Source organism: Micromonospora sp. RTBAU3-60, from assembly GCF_054963695.1.
In genome coordinates this window covers 50,824-66,440 of the sequence record NZ_JBUEGB010000017.1, presented here as the reverse complement: position 1 = coordinate 66,440, position 15,617 = coordinate 50,824, and the positions used below count along the sequence as shown (strand labels likewise).

At 69.4% G+C, this 15,617-nt stretch carries 18 protein-coding genes; 7 read left to right on the top strand and 11 right to left on the bottom strand.

Annotation, left to right across the window (positions count from 1 at the left end):
• Nucleotides 1-5 precede the first annotated feature (5 nt).
• Entirely contained in the window at nt 6-428 is a 423-nt protein-coding gene (locus ACY34I_RS18780) for a DUF6223 family protein (protein ID WP_462756280.1), read from the bottom strand.
• 296 nt (nt 429-724) lie between these two features.
• On the opposite strand from ACY34I_RS18780, the gene ACY34I_RS18775 reads away from it, so the two are divergent.
• Nucleotides 725-1,420 carry a YdcF family protein gene (locus tag ACY34I_RS18775; protein WP_462756279.1) on the top strand — a complete coding sequence of 232 codons (696 nt, stop codon included), beginning with the start codon at nt 725-727 and terminating at the stop codon, nt 1,418-1,420.
• 31 nt (nt 1,421-1,451) lie between these two features.
• On the opposite strand, the gene ACY34I_RS18770 is transcribed toward ACY34I_RS18775, so the two are convergent.
• The 5 genes from ACY34I_RS18770 to ACY34I_RS18750 form a co-directional block, all read right to left on the bottom strand.
• Nucleotides 1,452-1,625 (bottom strand): hypothetical protein, encoded by a 174-nt coding sequence (locus tag ACY34I_RS18770; RefSeq protein ID WP_462756278.1) that lies wholly within the window; start codon nt 1,623-1,625, stop codon nt 1,452-1,454.
• Nucleotides 1,622-1,840 (bottom strand): hypothetical protein, encoded by a 219-nt coding sequence (locus ACY34I_RS18765; protein ID WP_462756277.1) that lies wholly within the window; start codon nt 1,838-1,840, stop codon nt 1,622-1,624. Before ACY34I_RS18765 ends, ACY34I_RS18770 begins: the two co-directional genes overlap by 4 nt.
• The gene (locus ACY34I_RS18760) at nt 1,837-2,016 is read right to left on the bottom strand and encodes a hypothetical protein (protein WP_462756337.1); all 180 of its coding nucleotides are present in this window, start codon (nt 2,014-2,016) and stop codon (nt 1,837-1,839) included. Before ACY34I_RS18760 ends, ACY34I_RS18765 begins: the two co-directional genes overlap by 4 nt.
• A gap of 182 nt (nt 2,017-2,198) precedes the next feature.
• On the bottom strand, nt 2,199-2,432 hold the full coding sequence (locus ACY34I_RS18755; protein ID WP_462756336.1) for a hypothetical protein: 234 nt from the start codon (nt 2,430-2,432) through the stop codon (nt 2,199-2,201).
• A gap of 152 nt (nt 2,433-2,584) precedes the next feature.
• Nucleotides 2,585-3,781: a helix-turn-helix domain-containing protein gene (locus tag ACY34I_RS18750; RefSeq protein WP_462756276.1), complete on the bottom strand. Its 1,197-nt coding sequence runs from the start codon at nt 3,779-3,781 to the stop codon at nt 2,585-2,587.
• Nucleotides 3,782-3,996: 215 nt separating this feature from the next.
• Between ACY34I_RS18750 and ACY34I_RS18745 the strand changes: the two genes are divergently transcribed.
• The gene (locus ACY34I_RS18745) at nt 3,997-4,620 is read left to right on the top strand and encodes a DUF7003 family protein (protein ID WP_462756275.1); all 624 of its coding nucleotides are present in this window, start codon (nt 3,997-3,999) and stop codon (nt 4,618-4,620) included.
• 127 nt (nt 4,621-4,747) lie between these two features.
• On the opposite strand, the gene ACY34I_RS18740 is transcribed toward ACY34I_RS18745, so the two are convergent.
• Nucleotides 4,748-6,031: an FAD-dependent oxidoreductase gene (locus tag ACY34I_RS18740; RefSeq protein ID WP_462756274.1), complete on the bottom strand. Its 1,284-nt coding sequence runs from the start codon at nt 6,029-6,031 to the stop codon at nt 4,748-4,750.
• Between ACY34I_RS18740 and ACY34I_RS18735 the strand changes: the two genes are divergently transcribed.
• Nucleotides 5,975-6,628 (top strand): TetR/AcrR family transcriptional regulator, encoded by a 654-nt coding sequence (locus ACY34I_RS18735; RefSeq protein WP_462756273.1) that lies wholly within the window; start codon nt 5,975-5,977, stop codon nt 6,626-6,628. The two genes, ACY34I_RS18740 and ACY34I_RS18735, sit on opposite strands and share 57 nt — an antisense overlap.
• Nucleotides 6,629-6,660: 32 nt before the next feature.
• On the opposite strand, the gene ACY34I_RS18730 is transcribed toward ACY34I_RS18735, so the two are convergent.
• Nucleotides 6,661-7,050, bottom strand: a complete 390-nt coding sequence (locus ACY34I_RS18730; RefSeq protein WP_462756272.1) for a nuclear transport factor 2 family protein — start codon at nt 7,048-7,050, stop codon at nt 6,661-6,663.
• An 80-nt stretch (nt 7,051-7,130) separates the two neighbouring features.
• Between ACY34I_RS18730 and ACY34I_RS18725 the strand changes: the two genes are divergently transcribed.
• From ACY34I_RS18725 to ACY34I_RS18710, 4 genes are all read left to right on the top strand, one after another.
• On the top strand, nt 7,131-7,898 hold the full coding sequence (locus ACY34I_RS18725) for a helix-turn-helix domain-containing protein (RefSeq protein WP_462756271.1): 768 nt from the start codon (nt 7,131-7,133) through the stop codon (nt 7,896-7,898).
• Between the two features lie 118 nt (nt 7,899-8,016).
• Entirely contained in the window at nt 8,017-8,514 is a 498-nt protein-coding gene (locus ACY34I_RS18720; protein ID WP_462756270.1) for a DinB family protein, read from the top strand.
• A 125-nt stretch (nt 8,515-8,639) separates the two neighbouring features.
• Entirely contained in the window at nt 8,640-8,993 is a 354-nt protein-coding gene (locus ACY34I_RS18715) for an effector-associated constant component EACC1 (protein WP_462756269.1), read from the top strand.
• A complete protein-coding gene (locus ACY34I_RS18710; RefSeq protein WP_462756268.1) occupies nt 8,990-10,291 on the top strand; it encodes a caspase family protein in 1,302 nt (433 codons plus the stop codon). Before ACY34I_RS18715 ends, ACY34I_RS18710 begins: the two co-directional genes overlap by 4 nt.
• Before the next feature lie 22 nt (nt 10,292-10,313).
• Here the strand turns inward: ACY34I_RS18710 and ACY34I_RS18705 are convergent, their stop codons facing one another.
• The 3 genes from ACY34I_RS18705 to ACY34I_RS18695 all read right to left on the bottom strand — a co-directional run bounded on the left by ACY34I_RS18705 (nt 10,314) and on the right by ACY34I_RS18695 (nt 15,433).
• The gene (locus ACY34I_RS18705) at nt 10,314-12,134 is read right to left on the bottom strand and encodes an acyl-CoA dehydrogenase (protein WP_462756267.1); all 1,821 of its coding nucleotides are present in this window, start codon (nt 12,132-12,134) and stop codon (nt 10,314-10,316) included.
• A gap of 191 nt (nt 12,135-12,325) precedes the next feature.
• Nucleotides 12,326-14,155 (bottom strand): CocE/NonD family hydrolase, encoded by a 1,830-nt coding sequence (locus tag ACY34I_RS18700; protein ID WP_462756266.1) that lies wholly within the window; start codon nt 14,153-14,155, stop codon nt 12,326-12,328.
• A gap of 105 nt (nt 14,156-14,260) precedes the next feature.
• Entirely contained in the window at nt 14,261-15,433 is a 1,173-nt protein-coding gene (locus tag ACY34I_RS18695) for an alanine--tRNA ligase-related protein (protein WP_462756265.1), read from the bottom strand.
• Between the last annotated feature and the right edge of the window lie 184 nt (nt 15,434-15,617).

The following is a 15,617-nucleotide window of genomic DNA, read 5'->3' as shown; positions in this document are numbered from 1 at the left end:
CGGGGTCAGCCGACACGGCGGGAGCGGGCCAGCGTCAGCCCACCGAGGGCCACGCCGATCAGCCCCACCACCATGGCCACGACGCCCCCGCCGAGCCCGTTGCCGGTGCCGAGACCACCGTCGGCGGTGACCACCACCAGCCCACCGATGACCATGCCGATCAGCCCCAGCGCCAGGGCCACGACGGCCCCGCGTCGCCCGCTGCCGGCACCGATCCGACCGGCGGAGCGGGCCATGGCCAGCCCGCCGAGGACCACGCCGATCAGCGCCAGCACGGCGGCCACGATGGCCCCGATCCGCCCTGGGCTCATGGTGTAGGCACTGACGGCGGCCGGCTGGACCGAGACGTGCGCGGCCGCCGGTTCGGCAAGCCCGAATGCCCCGATCAGGGCGGCGTTGGCGGCGGCAAGCAGGTGGCGGACGGACATCGAGGATCCCTTCGCTCGCATGACGGGTACCGGCAGCAGCGTATGTACCGGCATGGCCACGGGTCGTCGTGCCAGAGTTGCGATGGCATACGACCAGGGTTGTAGGTCGCTCGCGGCGTCGTACGACCGTTGTCTCGCCCCGGCCCTGCACGTCAACGCGATCCCTCCGCCGTATCGGAAGTGGTTGGGACCATGGCTTCGATGAGGGCTGGAAAGATCGCATGCATGGTCTCCGACGATCTGGCGTCCCTGCTCCTGCGCACCGGCCCGCACGACCAGGCGGCCGGGGCAGTTCGGTGAATCCCGACAAGCCGGCGCCTCGGGTGGTGGCGGAAGAGGATCTGGCCGGCTTCACAGCCGGCCAGTTTCTGGCGGTCATGAAAGCCCTCACGATGATCCTGACCCTGCCCCGGTCAGCCGCCGACCACGTCGACGCGCTCGTGGTAGCGACCGGTCAGGGCGAAGAATGGCGTCTCACTCACGCGATCCGCAGCTGGGAGGCGAACCCGACGCTCCGCCACCTCCTGGTGGCGAACGGGAACCCGGCTGAACAGACCTACGTCGAGATCACGCTCGACTACCTGCGGAGTCTCGGCCTTCGTCGTACCAATGGGGTCCACCTCCAAGCCGAGCCGGCCCCCAACACCGGCTTGCAGGCCGCGTGGATCGTCAACCAGGTCCGAACCCGCGGCATCACCAGCCTCGCGCTCGCTGTCTCGCCCTACCACCTGGCCCGCGTCTACCTCACGGTCCTCAAAGCCTTCACCAGGGCTGGGGTTCGCCTCCCCCTGATCCCACTCCCCGTGGCCGTCTCCCCTGACACACCCGTCCCGGAAACCGGAGCGACCGCCTACGACCTCGTACCCGGCGAGATCAAACGCATCCTCACCTACATGGACAACGGATGGGTCGCCACGCCGGAGGAAGTGCAGCAGTACCTACAGTGGCTCTGGAGCCAGCACAGCACCCTGCTCATCACGAGCCCGAGCTGAGGCAGTCGTACCCGGTCCAGCAGCGCTGGCATCACACGAGCCGCTGCACGCGCACCTTCGGGTGCTCGTGTCGCAGATGGCCCTGCTTGTGCTGGCGGACCTGCTCGTCCCAGACCTCCTGGTCGTAGTCCGGGTCGGGCGGGATCCACCGGTGGGAGCCGTCGCTGTAGTGGAACTTCTCGTCGCCCGGCCGCAGGAGGCTCACCGCAGCCAGCCGAGGAAGCGCCGATGCAACGTGCCGGCGGGCGCCCAGCTCAGATCCGCGGTGGCGCGGACGAGCTGCGCCCCCATGTAGAGCGCCAGGGAGACGGGGGCATCCTCGAACTCCGCCCGCAGCTCCCGCCGCCGGGTCGCGCACGGCCACGGCGCCCCGCAGCCGCCGCAGGTCCAGATCGGCAGCACCGGCCCGTGCGTGGTCACCCGCGGACCCCCAGGAAACGCGCGGTGATGACCCACGCCTGCCGGCTGGTCGCCCACTCCACCTGCCAACACGGGTACGGAGCCAGCCGCGACCACCACGCCCGGCACCCGACGCACATCCCGTCGAGACCGCGCACATGCACCGCGAGGATCGCCAGCTCCCGCTCGTCGTTCACTCGACTTCTCCGACCGGCCAGTGGCCCCGCACCGCAGCAGCAGATGTGCCGCCAGTTCCGCCAGAACCAGACCGGCCGGTGTCGTCGGGCGAGGATCAGCGCGGTCGCGAGCAAATATTTGTCGTACGAGACGCGCTGCCCGCGTGAAGCCGACCTGCCATGGGAGCCTGCTCCCTGCCGGCTCACCGGTGGCCCCTCGTCCCGTAGTCGGCCCGCTGGCCCAGCGTCATCGGCACGATCTGCGTCGGCTCACGGTGCCACTGCGTGTCCCGCAACCGCTCCGCTTGGTCGAGCAGTCGCCGCTGCGCCGCCATCTGCTCGCTCGCCTGGTACCGCTGCCCGATGCCCGGGGGCGGCGGCTCCGGCCGCCGGAACAGCCACCGCACGAGCTTGCACAGTTCGGACCAGATCGCCACAGGTTCCGTCTCCACGTCGAGCGTCGGAAGGCGGCAAGGTCTCGTCAGGCCGTATCGGCTCTCTCGCGCCAAAGATCCCCGCCGCCGTCAGTGACCTGGACGCTACGAGCGGTCACGGATGGCGGCGGGGACAGTTTGTACCCGAGGGAGGGCTACCCCATCACCCCGATCGCGAGAGCCAGCTCCCGCGCGTCCTCCCCGACCGTGCCCGGCCGGCTCGACAGCTCCAGGGCAACAGTGCGGGCAAACGGTTGGTGGCGAACTGTGTCCACGCTCTCCCGCAGTGCCCGGCCGAGCAGGTGCATCGCCGCGACCTCGCCCCGGTTCAGCATGTGCGCCCGAGCGGCCTCGATCAGGGCGGCAGCCCGACGGGTGTGCGACGGCAGGGCACGGAAGTCCGTCGTGTCGGCCCGACGCACGGCCTCACCAGGTCGACACAGGTCCGTCTCGATGGTCACCGCGTAAGCCGCGCAGGCGGCCGGCCCGAACATCAGCCAGGGATGGGCGTACCCGTCGCCGAGCCGGCTCGCGGCCTTCTCGGCGGCGTCCCACGCGCGCCATGCCTTCCCGGCCCGTCCGGCCTTGCTGTGTCCGAGCGCGATGCCGAGCTGCGCCTGCCCCCATCGGGCCAACTGCTCAGCACCCGCAGCCGGGTCAACCAGGCCGACTGCGTCAACGAGCACCTGCTCAGCAGCGTCGACCTGATTCGCGCCACGGTAGACGTGGGCGTAATACCAGGCGGCCACGGCGATCGCAGCCGGGTCATCGGCATCCTGGGCGGCGAGCATCGCCCGGTCGGCCGCCAGCCACACCAACTCCGGATACGGCTGGTGGGCCAGGTACAACTGGGCAAGGTGATAGACGCGCGCCAACTCGACCAGCGCCTGGCGGCGGGCCAGGCCGTCCAGCCGGCGGGCGCTGCGTTGCGCATCGGCCAGCAGCCCCGGAAGCACTGTCGCGACCGCCGTACGCTCGACGGTCGACCGGTGCCACAGAGCCCACGCCTGGTCGACCAGGCCGCGCAGCACGTCGACGGGCATCGGCTCGCCGACCGGCACCGCAGCGCGCTGCATGGCGGCGGCGACGTTGTCGACGTCGGGGTGGCCGGCGCGGGTCACCGACGCCACCGGCAGGGACTGGTCGCCGGTAAGGTCCGCCAGGTCGGAGATGTCGAGCACCTCGGCCAGGCGGAGCAACATAGGCAGGCGGGGCGGGAGGAGTCGGCCGTTCTCCAGGGCCTTGACCCATTCGGCGCTGCGGCCGACAAGCCCACCGAGAACTGGACGCGTTTTACCTGCACGTTCGCGATGGGCGCGGAGGCGCGCGCCGAAGGTCGCGGGATCGGTCATCGTCGGCTCCCAGGTAGCGGTCTGGGCGGCGGGCCGCCGGCCGCTACTCCGGCGGGCCGCCATAGCCGACGGTACTCGCGCGGCAGTCTCGACGCGCTCCCGCCGCAATTGAGTTGCGGAGGAAGCGCCGCGAGCCGCGCCGACAAGGCACGCGGAACGCCCACCCGCTGTTTCCTCGATGAGTCAGATGCAGTGCCACCTGGCACCATGATCGCGTGGTCGATGTCGGTGCCATCCTGGAACAGTTCGACGCGGCGGCGGACGAGGCGGTCTTCGTCGACCTGGAGAACGGCTACTACTACCCGATCGACAGCAGGCTTCACGCCTATCGCGACGCTGATCGGTGGGCTCTGGTGGTGGAGCTGGTTGGTTACAACCCTCGCGCCCAGGCCGTCCTCGACGTCCTGCACGTGTTCGGCAACTGCCTGACCTCCGGCGAGCCGGGGTTTGAAAACGGGGACTTCCACAGCCGTATCGAAAACCTCGAAGAGATTGTCGACGAGCACCTTCCGCCGTTCGTGCTGCGCGGGCACAGCGTGCCGCTCACCACGACGCCGGGAGAACTGATGGTGGATGCCCTGCGCCGCCTCGTGCCGACCCACCGCAACCTGTTGCTGGCCACCGAGGACGAGCTGCGCGCCCGGATCCCAAACGACATACCGGAGATTCTCCGCCTAGAGGAGTGGCATCAGCCGGTCTTCGACGACGTGCTGCCGAGCCAGACGGAAACCTACCGGCTGATCGCGGAGGTCCTGACAACGGGAGATCCAGGGCGCTACCAACCGACGCTGCCATCGACGACCCACTGGTCGCACTGGCCGAACTCGGGCACGCTCTGACAGTCACCGGGCGAGTCAATACCCCGTCGTACTCCGGATCGGGCGCGATCCACCGGTAGGAGCCGTCGCTGCAATGGAACTTCTCGTCGCTCGGCCGCAGAATGCTCACCGGCTGCGTTGCGCGTTGTCAATCTGCGAGTGCCGGCTCGATGGGCCGCGGCGTGAAGAAGCGGATGATGTCGTCGGCTGCGGTGGGGGACAGCATCATTGCTTGGACTCGTGCGGACATTTCGGCGATCGGGTGGATTCTGCTGAACATCGCCTCCTCGTACGTCTGGATCGCCGAGTCGGGGTCGGCGGGGTTGGTGGCGAGTTCGGCGGCGAGTTCGGCGGCGTCGAGCATGGCTTGGTTGGCGCCCTCGCCGACCGGCGGCATGAGGTGCGCGGCGTCACCGATGAGGGTGACGCCCGGTTGGTGGGTCCAGCGTGCACCGGTGGGCATCGCCTCGATCCTGCGTGGGGTCGGCGGGCTGTCGCCGGCTTCGATGAGTGCGGTGAGGCTGGGGTCCCAGCCATCGAACATGTCCAGCAGCGCGCGCTTGCTGCGGTAGGTGTCCAGGTGGCGGTCGTCCGCGGGTAGGGAGATGCCGACTCGGATGCTGCCGTCGCCGAGGCGTTGTGCTGCCAGGATCCGGTTCACGCCGATGCACCAGAGGTTTCCGGGGCCGACCAGCTCGGCGAGATCCGGGTGGCGCCGGTCGGCGTCGCTGATGCTGAGCTCTACCAAGGTGGCCACGGAGGACAGTGTCGCGTCGGTCAGCAGCGACCGGACGGCCGAGCGTGCGCCGTCCGCGCCGATGAGGACGTCGCAGTCGGCGCTGTGGCCGCCATCGAACGTCAGCGCGAAGCCTCCGTCGGGTCGTGGCGTCGCCGCGACGAGCCGGTGCTGCCAGGCCACCGCGTCGCCGGGGAGCGAATCGAGCAGAAGATCACGCAGTGCGCTGCGGTCGATCTCGGGGCGTCCGGAGAATGAGCCCGGTTGTGGCTTGTGGTGCACGAGAGTGCGTCCGGCCGGGTCGAGGATGCGATGTTCTTCGCCTTCCGGCCGTGCCTCGGACCGGAATCGGCCGGCGAGGCCCGCATCGGCCAGGGCCCGTTGCCCGGACTCCGGGTGCAGGTCTAGCGATCCGCCCTGTGATCGCGCGGATCGGCTCGCCTCGCGTTCGTACACCACCGCGCCGATGCCGTGCAGGTGCAGGATTCGGGCCAGCGTCAGGCCGCCGAGGCCACCACCGGCAATCGCAATTCGCATCATCATCTCCGTTACCGTACGCTGTACCTCATGGATACGCCGTACGGTAGCGCACCGCTGCCCGTCTGGGAACGGCCCGAGCCTCAGCCGCGGGCGGCGCCGGTGCCGCTGAGCCGCGCGAAGATCGCCGCCACGGCGATCCGGATCGCCGACGCACACGGTCTCGACGGGCTATCGGTACGCAAGATCGCCAAAGAGCTCGGCATCGGTCCGATGCGGCTCTACGACTACGTGATCAACAGGTCCGAACTGCTCGATCTGATGGTCGACGCCGTGTATGCCCAGATCGCCGAGGCCGGCCAGCACTCCGAGTGGCGCGCCACGGTACTGGCCATCGTTCACCGGACCCGCGATGCCGCTCTTGATCATGAGTGGTTCGCCGACCTGCTCGGCGCAAGGCCACACTTAGGACCTCACGCGCTCGCCGTGGGCGAATCGACCGCGGCGGCGCTCAGCCAGGCCCCTGGCGTGCGTGGTATCGACGATCTCCAGCGGGCCTTGGGGGCCCTCAACGCGTTCATCGTCGGAGCGCTCCGCAGGGAGATCACCGAGCGCCGCACCGCCCGTTCAACCGGCACCGACCTGTCCGCTTGGCAGGCCACCCTTGGGCCCTACCTGACACGCATGCTCGAAACAGGCCGCTACCCCACCGTCGCCCGGCTCGTCATCGACGGCGCCCACCTCAACGCCGAGGAGACCTTCCACCACAACCTGATCACCATCCTGGACGGCATCACCGGCCATCCCCGCACGTGACCTACTGCTCACAAGCGGTGGCTCACGCACGGTCAGCGCTGAGCAGCTTCCCACCACACCAGATTGGCGGCCACCTGGGCCACCGGCTCGATGATCTCCCACCCCTCGGCGATCAGCCCATCGTCGATCCGCCAGATGTCGACAACAGCGATCTCTGGTCCTGTATGGGGAAGGCAGCGCCGCGAGTACACCACGACGTGATCACCGTCGGCCAGCACCTGATGAATCTCGACCTGCATGCCGACGAGCGGCACCAGCGCAGCGCGGACGGCGGCGAGCCATTCCCCCTTGGTCGATGTAGTGGAACCCGGCCTGTGGTGGACGAAGTCATCACTCAGGAACTGGGCGAGTGCATCAACGTCACCTGTCTCGATCAACCCTGCCAGCGCCCGTTGGACGATGCTCTTGTTCTCCGTGGTCATGGACGCAGTGTTTCCGCGGCCGCCTCGATTGTCGATGAACTCGGATTTCATGGCGTCCGGCGCAACGATGCGTACGCTGCATGATCGTGTACACGGTCGGGGAACTCCTGCGGCAGTGGCGGCAACGCCGGGGACTCAGCCAACTGGACCTTGCGATCGCTGCGGACGTCTCGGCTCGTCACGTCAGCCTGGTCGAGACGGGTAAGTCCAAGCCGAGCGCCGACATGATCCTCCGACTCGCGGATCAGCTCCACGTGCCGCTACGTGATCGCAACCGGCTCTTGCTCGCCGGGGGCTTCGCACCCCGGTACGCCGAGCGTCCGCTCGACGACAACGCACTGTCGGCCGTCCACGACGCGATCCGAAGGGTTCTCCGCGCGCACGAGCCGTATCCGGCGGTGGTCTTCGATCGCCGGTGGAACATCCTGATGACCAATCGCGCGGTCGACCCGTTCTTCGCGCAGGTGGCTCCCGACCTGCTGCGGCCGCCGGTCAACCTGGTGCGGCTGGGACTGGACCCGCGCGGGTTCGCTCGCCTGGTCGTCAATCTGGCCGACGTGCGCGCGGTGTTCCGCACCCGGATCTCACGCCAGCTCGCCGCTGCTCCCGACCCTGAGCTCACCGCACTCTACGAAGAACTGCTGGCACCCGAACCCGACGACGCGTCGAACCAACGGATCGACACCGACGTCGTGATCCCGATGATCCTTCGTGTCGACGGACGAGAGCTGCGGCTGTTCTCGACCATCACCACATTCGGCACCCCGATGGACATCACGATCGACGAGGTCGCGATCGAGTCCTACTACCCGGCAGACGCAGAGAGCGCCGCCTACTTCACGGAGTAGGGCACTGTCATGCCGCCGATCGGGCGTCAGAGGCCGCACCTGCGAGACGGACAAGTCAGCGACGGCTCGTGCCGATGTCCGTTGTTGCTCCTGGGCGACGGTCTGGAATGCTTCGCCCATGCCTTCCTATCCGCCTACCTTCGCCGACCAGGTCGTCGCCCAGCCAGCCCGTGCCCAGTTCGAGGCGTTCCTCGACGAGCACCGCGGCGCGCTCAACGGCTGCTTGGACGGGCTGACAGAGGAACAGGTGCGCCGATCGTTGGTGGCCTCCCGGACCACGCTGCTGGGTCTTGTGAAGCACGCGACCTTCGTCGAGAAGGTCTGGTTTGACGAAGCCGTCACGTGCCGGTCGCGCGCTGAAATCGGCATCCCGGCGACGTCAGAGGAGTCGTTCATCCTCGATGACGACGACACGATTGCCAGCGTCCAGCACGCACACCGCGAAGCCTGCGAAGCATCCCGCCGTGCGACGTCGTCCCTGGGTCTGGACGACATCCTTCACGGGCACCGGCGGGGCCCGGTTCCGCTGCGGTGGGTGTATCTCCACGTGCTGCGCGAGCTTGCCCAGCACTGTGGGCACGCAGACATTCTTCGAGAGCAGCTCATCAACGAGTAGTGGCGAAGCGGCCGATATGCAGTGAGAGCCGATCGGAGCCGACCGTGATCGTGCGATCACGAATGGGCCCGGTGCATATCATGGATGGTCACTGATGGCCTTCGGGCGGGCGGCGAAGGGGCGGCATGCAGATACGGATCAGTATGGACGACGCCGCAGCTTCGGCTGAGCTCTTTGACTGGCTGCGCGTCGACGCCAGCCTGATCAGAGGCGCTGAGGTAAGGCCCGGTCCGGCAGACCCGGGAAAACTCGGCGCACTGGAGATCATCGATGTGGTGCTCGGGCAGGCGACGGCGATCTCGAGTCTTGCGCTGGCCCTTGAGGCATGGCACCGTTCCCGCTCACGTCGCGAGACCGTCACGATCACACGGGCGGACGGCGCCACCCTGACCCTGCCGAGCGGCGACGCCGGAAACGCCGACGTGATCCGGCAGTTCCTGGCTGGGGAGAACGGCGGATCGGATCAGGCCACGCAGTGACCACGGCCGCCTACCTGCCCGATCCGGCGAAGTCGCGGGCCGTGCTGGTCGGTGTCTCGGCGTACACCCGGATGCCGGGCATCCCTGCCGCCGCGGCCAACGTAGCCGCCCTGTCCGCCGTGCTCACCGACGCCGAGCGGTGGGGTTTGCCCGCGGGGAATTGCCACGTGGTCGTGGATCCGGTCACTGCTCAGGACATCCTCGACCCGATCCACGAAGCGGCCGCGTCGGCCACCGATGCGTTGGTGGTGTACTTCGCGGGCCACGGGTTGCTGGACAACGGCGAGCTGGAGCTCGCGCTGGTCGGCGGTGCTGCGAACGCGCTGCATCATGCGGTGCACTTCGCCCAGGTACGCCGGGAGGTGGTCACGACCGCGCGGCGCTGCCGGGCGAAGGTGGTGATTCTGGACTGCTGTTTCAGCGGGCGGGCGATGTCGGGCTTCATGGCCGCACCGGGGCCGCTGGCCGACCACGCAGTCATCGACGGCACGTACCTGATGACTGCCACCGCTGAGACGACGCTGGCCCTGGCCCCACCGGGAAACAGGTATACCGCCTTCACCGCGGCGCTGCTGAGTGCCCTGGAGAACGGCGTACCCGGCGGCCCGGATCCGCTCGACATGGACACCCTGTTTCACCAGGTGGAATCCGAGCTGCGCGGCCGGGGCCAGCCGATTCCGCAGCGCCGCAGCCGCAACGGCGGCAATCGGATCGCACTGGTCCGCAACCGTGCCGCGGGCACCCCGGGCGAGACTCCGGCAGGGACGTACGAGCAGCCTCGACGGCACCGCTTTCTCCCGTGGTCGGTAGCCGCAGGTCTGGTGGTCGCCGCCGCCGGGCTCGCAAGCATCCTCGCGCTCGACCGCGACCCGAGGAGGCCGCAGGTCACCGGCTCCACCCCTCCCGGCGTCTCGGCCGGCCCTGCCACGAGCAGTCGCACCGCAGCGGCACCGACGATGACGAGCACCACGCTTCCGCGTACGCAGAAGGTGACTGCAAGCTGGCGTCACGAAGTCTCGACGACCGACGAGTCGATCCAGATCGGGCTGACAGCGGTCAGCGACCGTGGCATCTATTTCTATGTGGTAACCCCGGAGACCAGCTGCAGCGTGGAAGGTTCCGAGATCGGGGAGTCGATCGTGGTACCGCAACGCGACGGCGTGTGGATCCGTTTCGTGCTGCTGCGGCGGCTGTTCCCGACCGCCGATGCCACCAGCGACGACTTCGACACCCCGGTAGTGTTCCAGGTGCAGTGGGGCCGAGGCAAAGCACCGGGCAGTAGCCGCCCTTGTCAGTAACGCCGGCTCTCTTCGCCGATGGTCAGAACCAGCTCTCTCGGGCGTCCAAGGTGGTCCGGTCGAGGCTGTCCAGCAGGTCGAACTGCGCCCCGGTCCGCGGCAGCTCGTACCGGAAGAAGTACCGCGCCGCCTGCCGCTTCCCCGCCAGGAACTCCCCCTCCGCCCCGTCCGGCGAACCCAGAGCCTCCACGGCGAGCAACTGCTCCAACCACATCCACCCGATCACCACATGCCCGACCGCCTCCAGATAGAGCGAGGCATTGGCCAGCGCCAGCTCCGGATCACCGGTCCCCCACAGCCGCCGCGTGGCCACCGCGATGCGGTCGGTCGCCGTCCCAAGCTGCCCGGCCAGTCCGGCCGCCTCCCCCTCCGCCTTCCACGCCCGGGTCACCGTGGCCCGGATGGTCTCCAGCAACAACTCCAGCCCAGCCCCGTCGCGCATGGTGACCTTCCGGCCGAGCAGGTCCAGCGCCTGGATGCCGTGAGTGCCCTCGTGGATCGCGTTGAGCCGGTTGTCCCGCCAGTGCTGCTCGACGTCGTAGTCGCGGGTGTAGCCGTAGCCGCCGTGCACCTGGATGGCCAGGTCGTTGGCGGCCAGGCACCACTGCGACGGCCAGCTCTTGGCGATCGGGGTGAGCAGCTCCAGCAACAGATGGGCCCGGTTCCGGTCGGCTTCGGCGGGGGCGGTCTTCTCCTCGTCGAGCAGCCGGCCGCAGTAGAGGATCAGCGCGAGCGCCCCCTCCACGTAGCTCTTCTGCGCCAGCAGCATCCGGCGGACGTCGGCGTGCGCCACGATCGGCACCTGCGGGTTGGTCGGGTCCTTGTCGGCGACCGGCCGGCCCTGGGGGCGCTGGCGGGCGTACGCCACCGACTTGAGGTAGCCGGTGTAGCCGAGGGCGGTGGCGCCGGCGCCGACGCCGATCCGCGCCTCGTTCATCATGTGGAACATCTGCGCGAGCCCCTGGTGCGGCTCGCCGACGAGGTAGCCGACCGCCCCTGGCCGCCCGTACGGGCGGTGCACTCCCTCGCCGAAGTTGAGCAGGGTGTTGGTGGTGCCCCGGTAGCCCAGCTTGTGGTTGAGCCCGATCAGCACCACGTCGTTGCGCGGGCCGAGCGTGCCGTCGGGGTCGAGGAGCACCTTCGGGACGATGAACAGCGAGAGGCCCTTCACCCCGGGCGGGCCGCCGGGGATCCGCGCGAGGACCAGGTGCACGATGTTCTCGGCCAACTCATGGTCTCCGCCGGAGATCCACATCTTGGTCCCGACCAGCCGGTACGTCCCGTCGTCCTGCGGCTCGGCGCGGGTGGTGATGTCCGCGAGGGAGCTGCCGGCCTGCGGCTCAGACAGGCACATGGTGCCGAAGAACCGACCCTCGACCATCGGCCGCACCCAGGTGTCGATCTGCTCGGCACTGGCATGGGTGAGCAGCAGGTTGGCGTTGCCGAGGGTGAGGAACGGGTACGCGGCGGTGCTGACGTTGGCGGCCTGGAACCAGGCGAAGCAGGCGGCGGCGACCGCGTGCGGCAACTGCATGCCACCGATCGAGGTGTCCATGGTGGCGGCCAGCAGCCCGGTCTGGGCGAAGACGTCCAGCGCGGCCTTGACCTGCGGGATGGTGTGCACCCGGCGCCCGTCGAAGGTGGGCTCGGCCGCGTCGGCGGCCTTGTTGTGGGTGGCGAACTGCTCGGCGGCGACCCGGGCGGAGAGGTCCAGCACCGCGTCGAAGGTCTCCCGGGAGTGCTCGGCGTAGCGGGGCCGCTCGGTCAGCCGAGCCACGTCCAGCCAGTCGTAGAGCAGGAACGCCAGGTCGCGGCGGGACAGCAGGGTGGACGAGGACGACACAAATCTCCTTCCGGCCGTACCGTCGTCGGGCCGGCGCGGCGCGGCCCGGCGACGGTCTCTCGGAGGTCATCGTGACGGATCGCGGCGCCGGACGCACTTTCCGCTGCCTCCCGCGTCGCCTCGGCGAGTCGCACGGCGGTAACGGGCGGCTGCCCGGCACCCGCACAGGCCGGTGCCGGGCAGCCATCTGGTCATCCCTGCTTTGCGACGCCCAGCGGGAAGGTGCCGGTGCCGACGTCGTTGAGCGTGGTGCTGTTCGCCCTCACGTACGTGTCCAGGTACGGCGAGCGGTCACCCTGGGTCGGCGAGTCGAACCGCGGGTCCTGCACCTCGAGGGCGAGCCGCGCGTCGGTGACGGCGATCGTCTCACCCGAGGGGACGGGCCGCCAGCCCCTCGAGGCGATGGTCCCGATCTGGACCCCCAGCTGGTGCCCTGGCTCGAACGTCCAGTCCGTCGCCTTCAGCTCGAACGAGCTCGATCCGCTGTGGTCCAGCACCGCGACGTTCTCGTTGAACATGGTCGCCTTGCCGTCCGGAGCGACGTCCCACAGCCGTACCCAGACATTGCCCTGACCCCTGGTCTTCAGCGTGATCTCCGGCGAGCCCGTGATCCGCACCTGCTCAGCGGCGGGCGTGGACCAGCTCCAGTAGCTGCTGCCGGGTGCGTCGGCACTGAGCACAGTCGCCTGGTCAGTCGTCGGCGAGCCGGCCTCCGGCGCGTACTCGATGTCCAAGCCGTCGGCCTGCGGCGCCGTCGTCGACAGGGCGGCTACCTGCGCGTTGCTGCCGCTGTCGACATACTCCCCAGGCGACAGCCGCACCTTGTACGCGTCGTTGGTCACCGGCCAGGTCGGCTGGGCGCGCCAGTGGCCGAGGCTGTCCTCGATGGAGAACGCCGGGTCGGTCACCGACGGCTCGATGCCGCGCAGGTACTGGTCGTAGAACCGCATCACCTCGTCGAACCAGCCCGCCCGTCCCATCTTGAGCTGGCCCTTGGCGTTGGTCTCGTTACCGCGCACATGCTCCCACGGGCCGAGCCAACCGCGTTCCGGACCCTGATGGTTGGCCAGGTACTTCTGCATCTCCTCGGGCTTGGTGTTGTCCTCGATGAAGCCCGACGTGACGAACAGCGGCGTCTGGGACCCGGCGGCGCGGGAGGCGAAGTCACGGGCCCGCCAGAACGACGACTTCGGGTCGGGGTTCTGGGTGTTGGTGAGGTTGTCACTCTCGCACTCGGGGTGGCTCTTCTCGTACGCCGCGTTCGCCTTGTAGTGGTCGCTGTCATCGGCCAGCGGGGCCATCGTCGCGATCGAGTAGTAGCTCCGCGGCGTGCTGGTCGCGTTGGAACGCGGCACCCCGTTGCTGAACAGGTAGTTGTACCTGTTCCACGTCGGCTCCTGGGAGACGATCGCCTGCAGCGGCTTGAGCTTGAGGGTGTTGGCCGCCAGCCCGGTGTTGGCGTCGTACGACTTGCCGTACATGCCCACCTTGCCAGTCGACCACGGCTGGCTCGCCGCCCACTCGACGGCCGCCTTGATGTCGGCCTGCTCCCCCGGGCCGAGGAAGTCCAGGCACCCGGTGCTGCCACCGAAGCCGCGCAGGTCGACCATCACGACGGTGTATCCACGCTCCATGAGCCGCGCGCCGTCGATGAAGTCCTGGAAACGCGCCGACGGCCCGACCCGGTCCCATCCCTCGGGGCTGGTCTGCCCCGCGTGCGAGAAGTACGGACCCACCGACAGGATCACCGGTGTCTTCGCGTCCGCCGGCAGGTTTGCCGGGCGCAGCACGTCGGCGTGCAGCTCGACGTCACTCCCGTCCGAGGACGGGAAGTACGCCTCCGTCCACGCCGCCCCCACGGGAACCCGTGGATTCTCCTCATGGGTGATCGGGGCGCCAGCTGCCGCAGCCGCCGGAGCGGCCTGTGCCGCCGCGGGCAGGGCGCCCGCGGTGAGGCTCGTGATGATGGCAAGTGCGCCGGCCGCCGCGACCGGCGACACCACCTTCCGCCGAAGGTTCATCCATCCTCCACCTAACTCCAGACGACGTCGTCCGGTTAGCCATCGAGGCTAACGATCTTCGCTGGCCATGAACCCTGAGTTATCTTCCTGTGTCCTTTGCCCGGGTCAGCCGGTCTCGGTGAGCAGGCCGTCGACCAGGTCGCGGGGCAGCCCGTGGGTGTCGTGCAGCCAGTGGTAGTCGCGCTCGCTGAGCGGCCCGCGCCCGCGGAGCCGGTCGACCAGCGGGCGGCCCCGGCGCAGCAGCCCGCGGAAGCGCCGCTCCTCGTCGAGGAGCACCGCGCGCAGCGGCGCCACCTCCGCCCGCTGCCGGAACCGGCGCAGCGTGTCCACGTACGCCTCTTCGGGCAGCTCGGTCAGGACGCGCGCCGGGTCGTCCCGCCACAGCACGGTGAGCGCCCGCCGGATCAGCCGGCGCAGCACGTACCCGCGCCCGGTGTTGCCCGGTCGTACGCCGTCGCCCAGCACCACCACGGCGGAGCGCAGGTGGTCCGCGACGATCCGCAGGTCCGGGCCGTCCAGCGGCCACCGTTCGCGGACGGCGTCCACCCACGGCCGCAGGCCGTCGCCCTCGAAGACCGACCGGCCGCCGCGCAGCACCATCTCCAGGCGTTCCAGCCCCATCCCGGTGTCGATGCTGGACATCGGCAGCGGCGTCAGCCGGCCGTCGTCGTGCCGGTGGTAGCGCATCTGGACGTGGTTCCAGACCTCCAGCCACCGCTCGTCGGTGCTCGGCGTGCCAGTGGGTGGCCCGTCCCCGGTCCACACGAAGATCTCCGAGTCGGGCCCGCACGGGCCGGTCGGGCCGTTGTCCCACCAGTTGTCCGCGCCGGTCGCCTCGACCGGCACGCCCAACTCCGTCCAGGTCGCCCAGGCCGTCTCGTCCGGGCCGACCTGCTCGTCGCCGCCGAAGACGGTCGCGTGCAGCCGTCCGGGATCGATGCCGAAGCCGCCGGTGAGCAGCTCATGCCCCCAGCGAAGGCTGGTCGCGATGTCGTAGTCGCCGAGCGACCAGGAGCCGAGCATGTCGAAGACGGTCAGGTGGGTGCGGTCGCCGACCTCGTCCAGGTCGGTGGTGCGCAGGCAGCGCTGCACGTCGACCAGCCGCCGGCCGCCGGGGTGGGGCCGGCCCAGCAGGTACGGGCTGAGCGGGTGCATGCCGGAGGTGGTGAAGAGCACCGGGTCGCCGGGCGGCGGGATCAGGGAACTCTCCGGCGCGTCCCGGTGATCTCGGCGATGGTAGTGGTCGAGGAAGGTGCGGACGATCTCATCGGGTGTCATGGCATGGGCCTTCCGGGTCGGTGCGACCGGAAGGGTCCGCCGCGCGGGCGGTGGGCGTGACGACACGACAACGCCGGCGGACCGTTTCCGGTCGCCGGCGAGAAAGTGGGTCGGTCAGGCGGCGGCAACCGGCGAGCGGGAAGCTCGCGCGGCCGCGACGGTGGTGCGCCTGATCTGCATGCCC

Coding starts and splice junctions, on each gene's coding strand:
- ACY34I_RS18780 (WP_462756280.1), bottom strand. CDS start 428: ATGTCCGTCCGCCACCTGCTTGCCGCCGCCAACGCCGCCCTGATCGGG.
- ACY34I_RS18750 (WP_462756276.1), bottom strand. CDS start 3,781: ATGACCGATCCCGCGACCTTCGGCGCGCGCCTCCGCGCCCATCGCGAA.
- ACY34I_RS18730 (WP_462756272.1), bottom strand. CDS start 7,050: ATGACCACGGAGAACAAGAGCATCGTCCAACGGGCGCTGGCAGGGTTG.
- ACY34I_RS18725 (WP_462756271.1), top strand. CDS start 7,131: ATGATCGTGTACACGGTCGGGGAACTCCTGCGGCAGTGGCGGCAACGC.
- ACY34I_RS18720 (WP_462756270.1), top strand. CDS start 8,017: ATGCCTTCCTATCCGCCTACCTTCGCCGACCAGGTCGTCGCCCAGCCA.
- ACY34I_RS18715 (WP_462756269.1), top strand. CDS start 8,640: ATGCAGATACGGATCAGTATGGACGACGCCGCAGCTTCGGCTGAGCTC.
- ACY34I_RS18700 (WP_462756266.1), bottom strand. CDS start 14,155: ATGAACCTTCGGCGGAAGGTGGTGTCGCCGGTCGCGGCGGCCGGCGCA.
- ACY34I_RS18695 (WP_462756265.1), bottom strand. CDS start 15,433: ATGACACCCGATGAGATCGTCCGCACCTTCCTCGACCACTACCATCGC.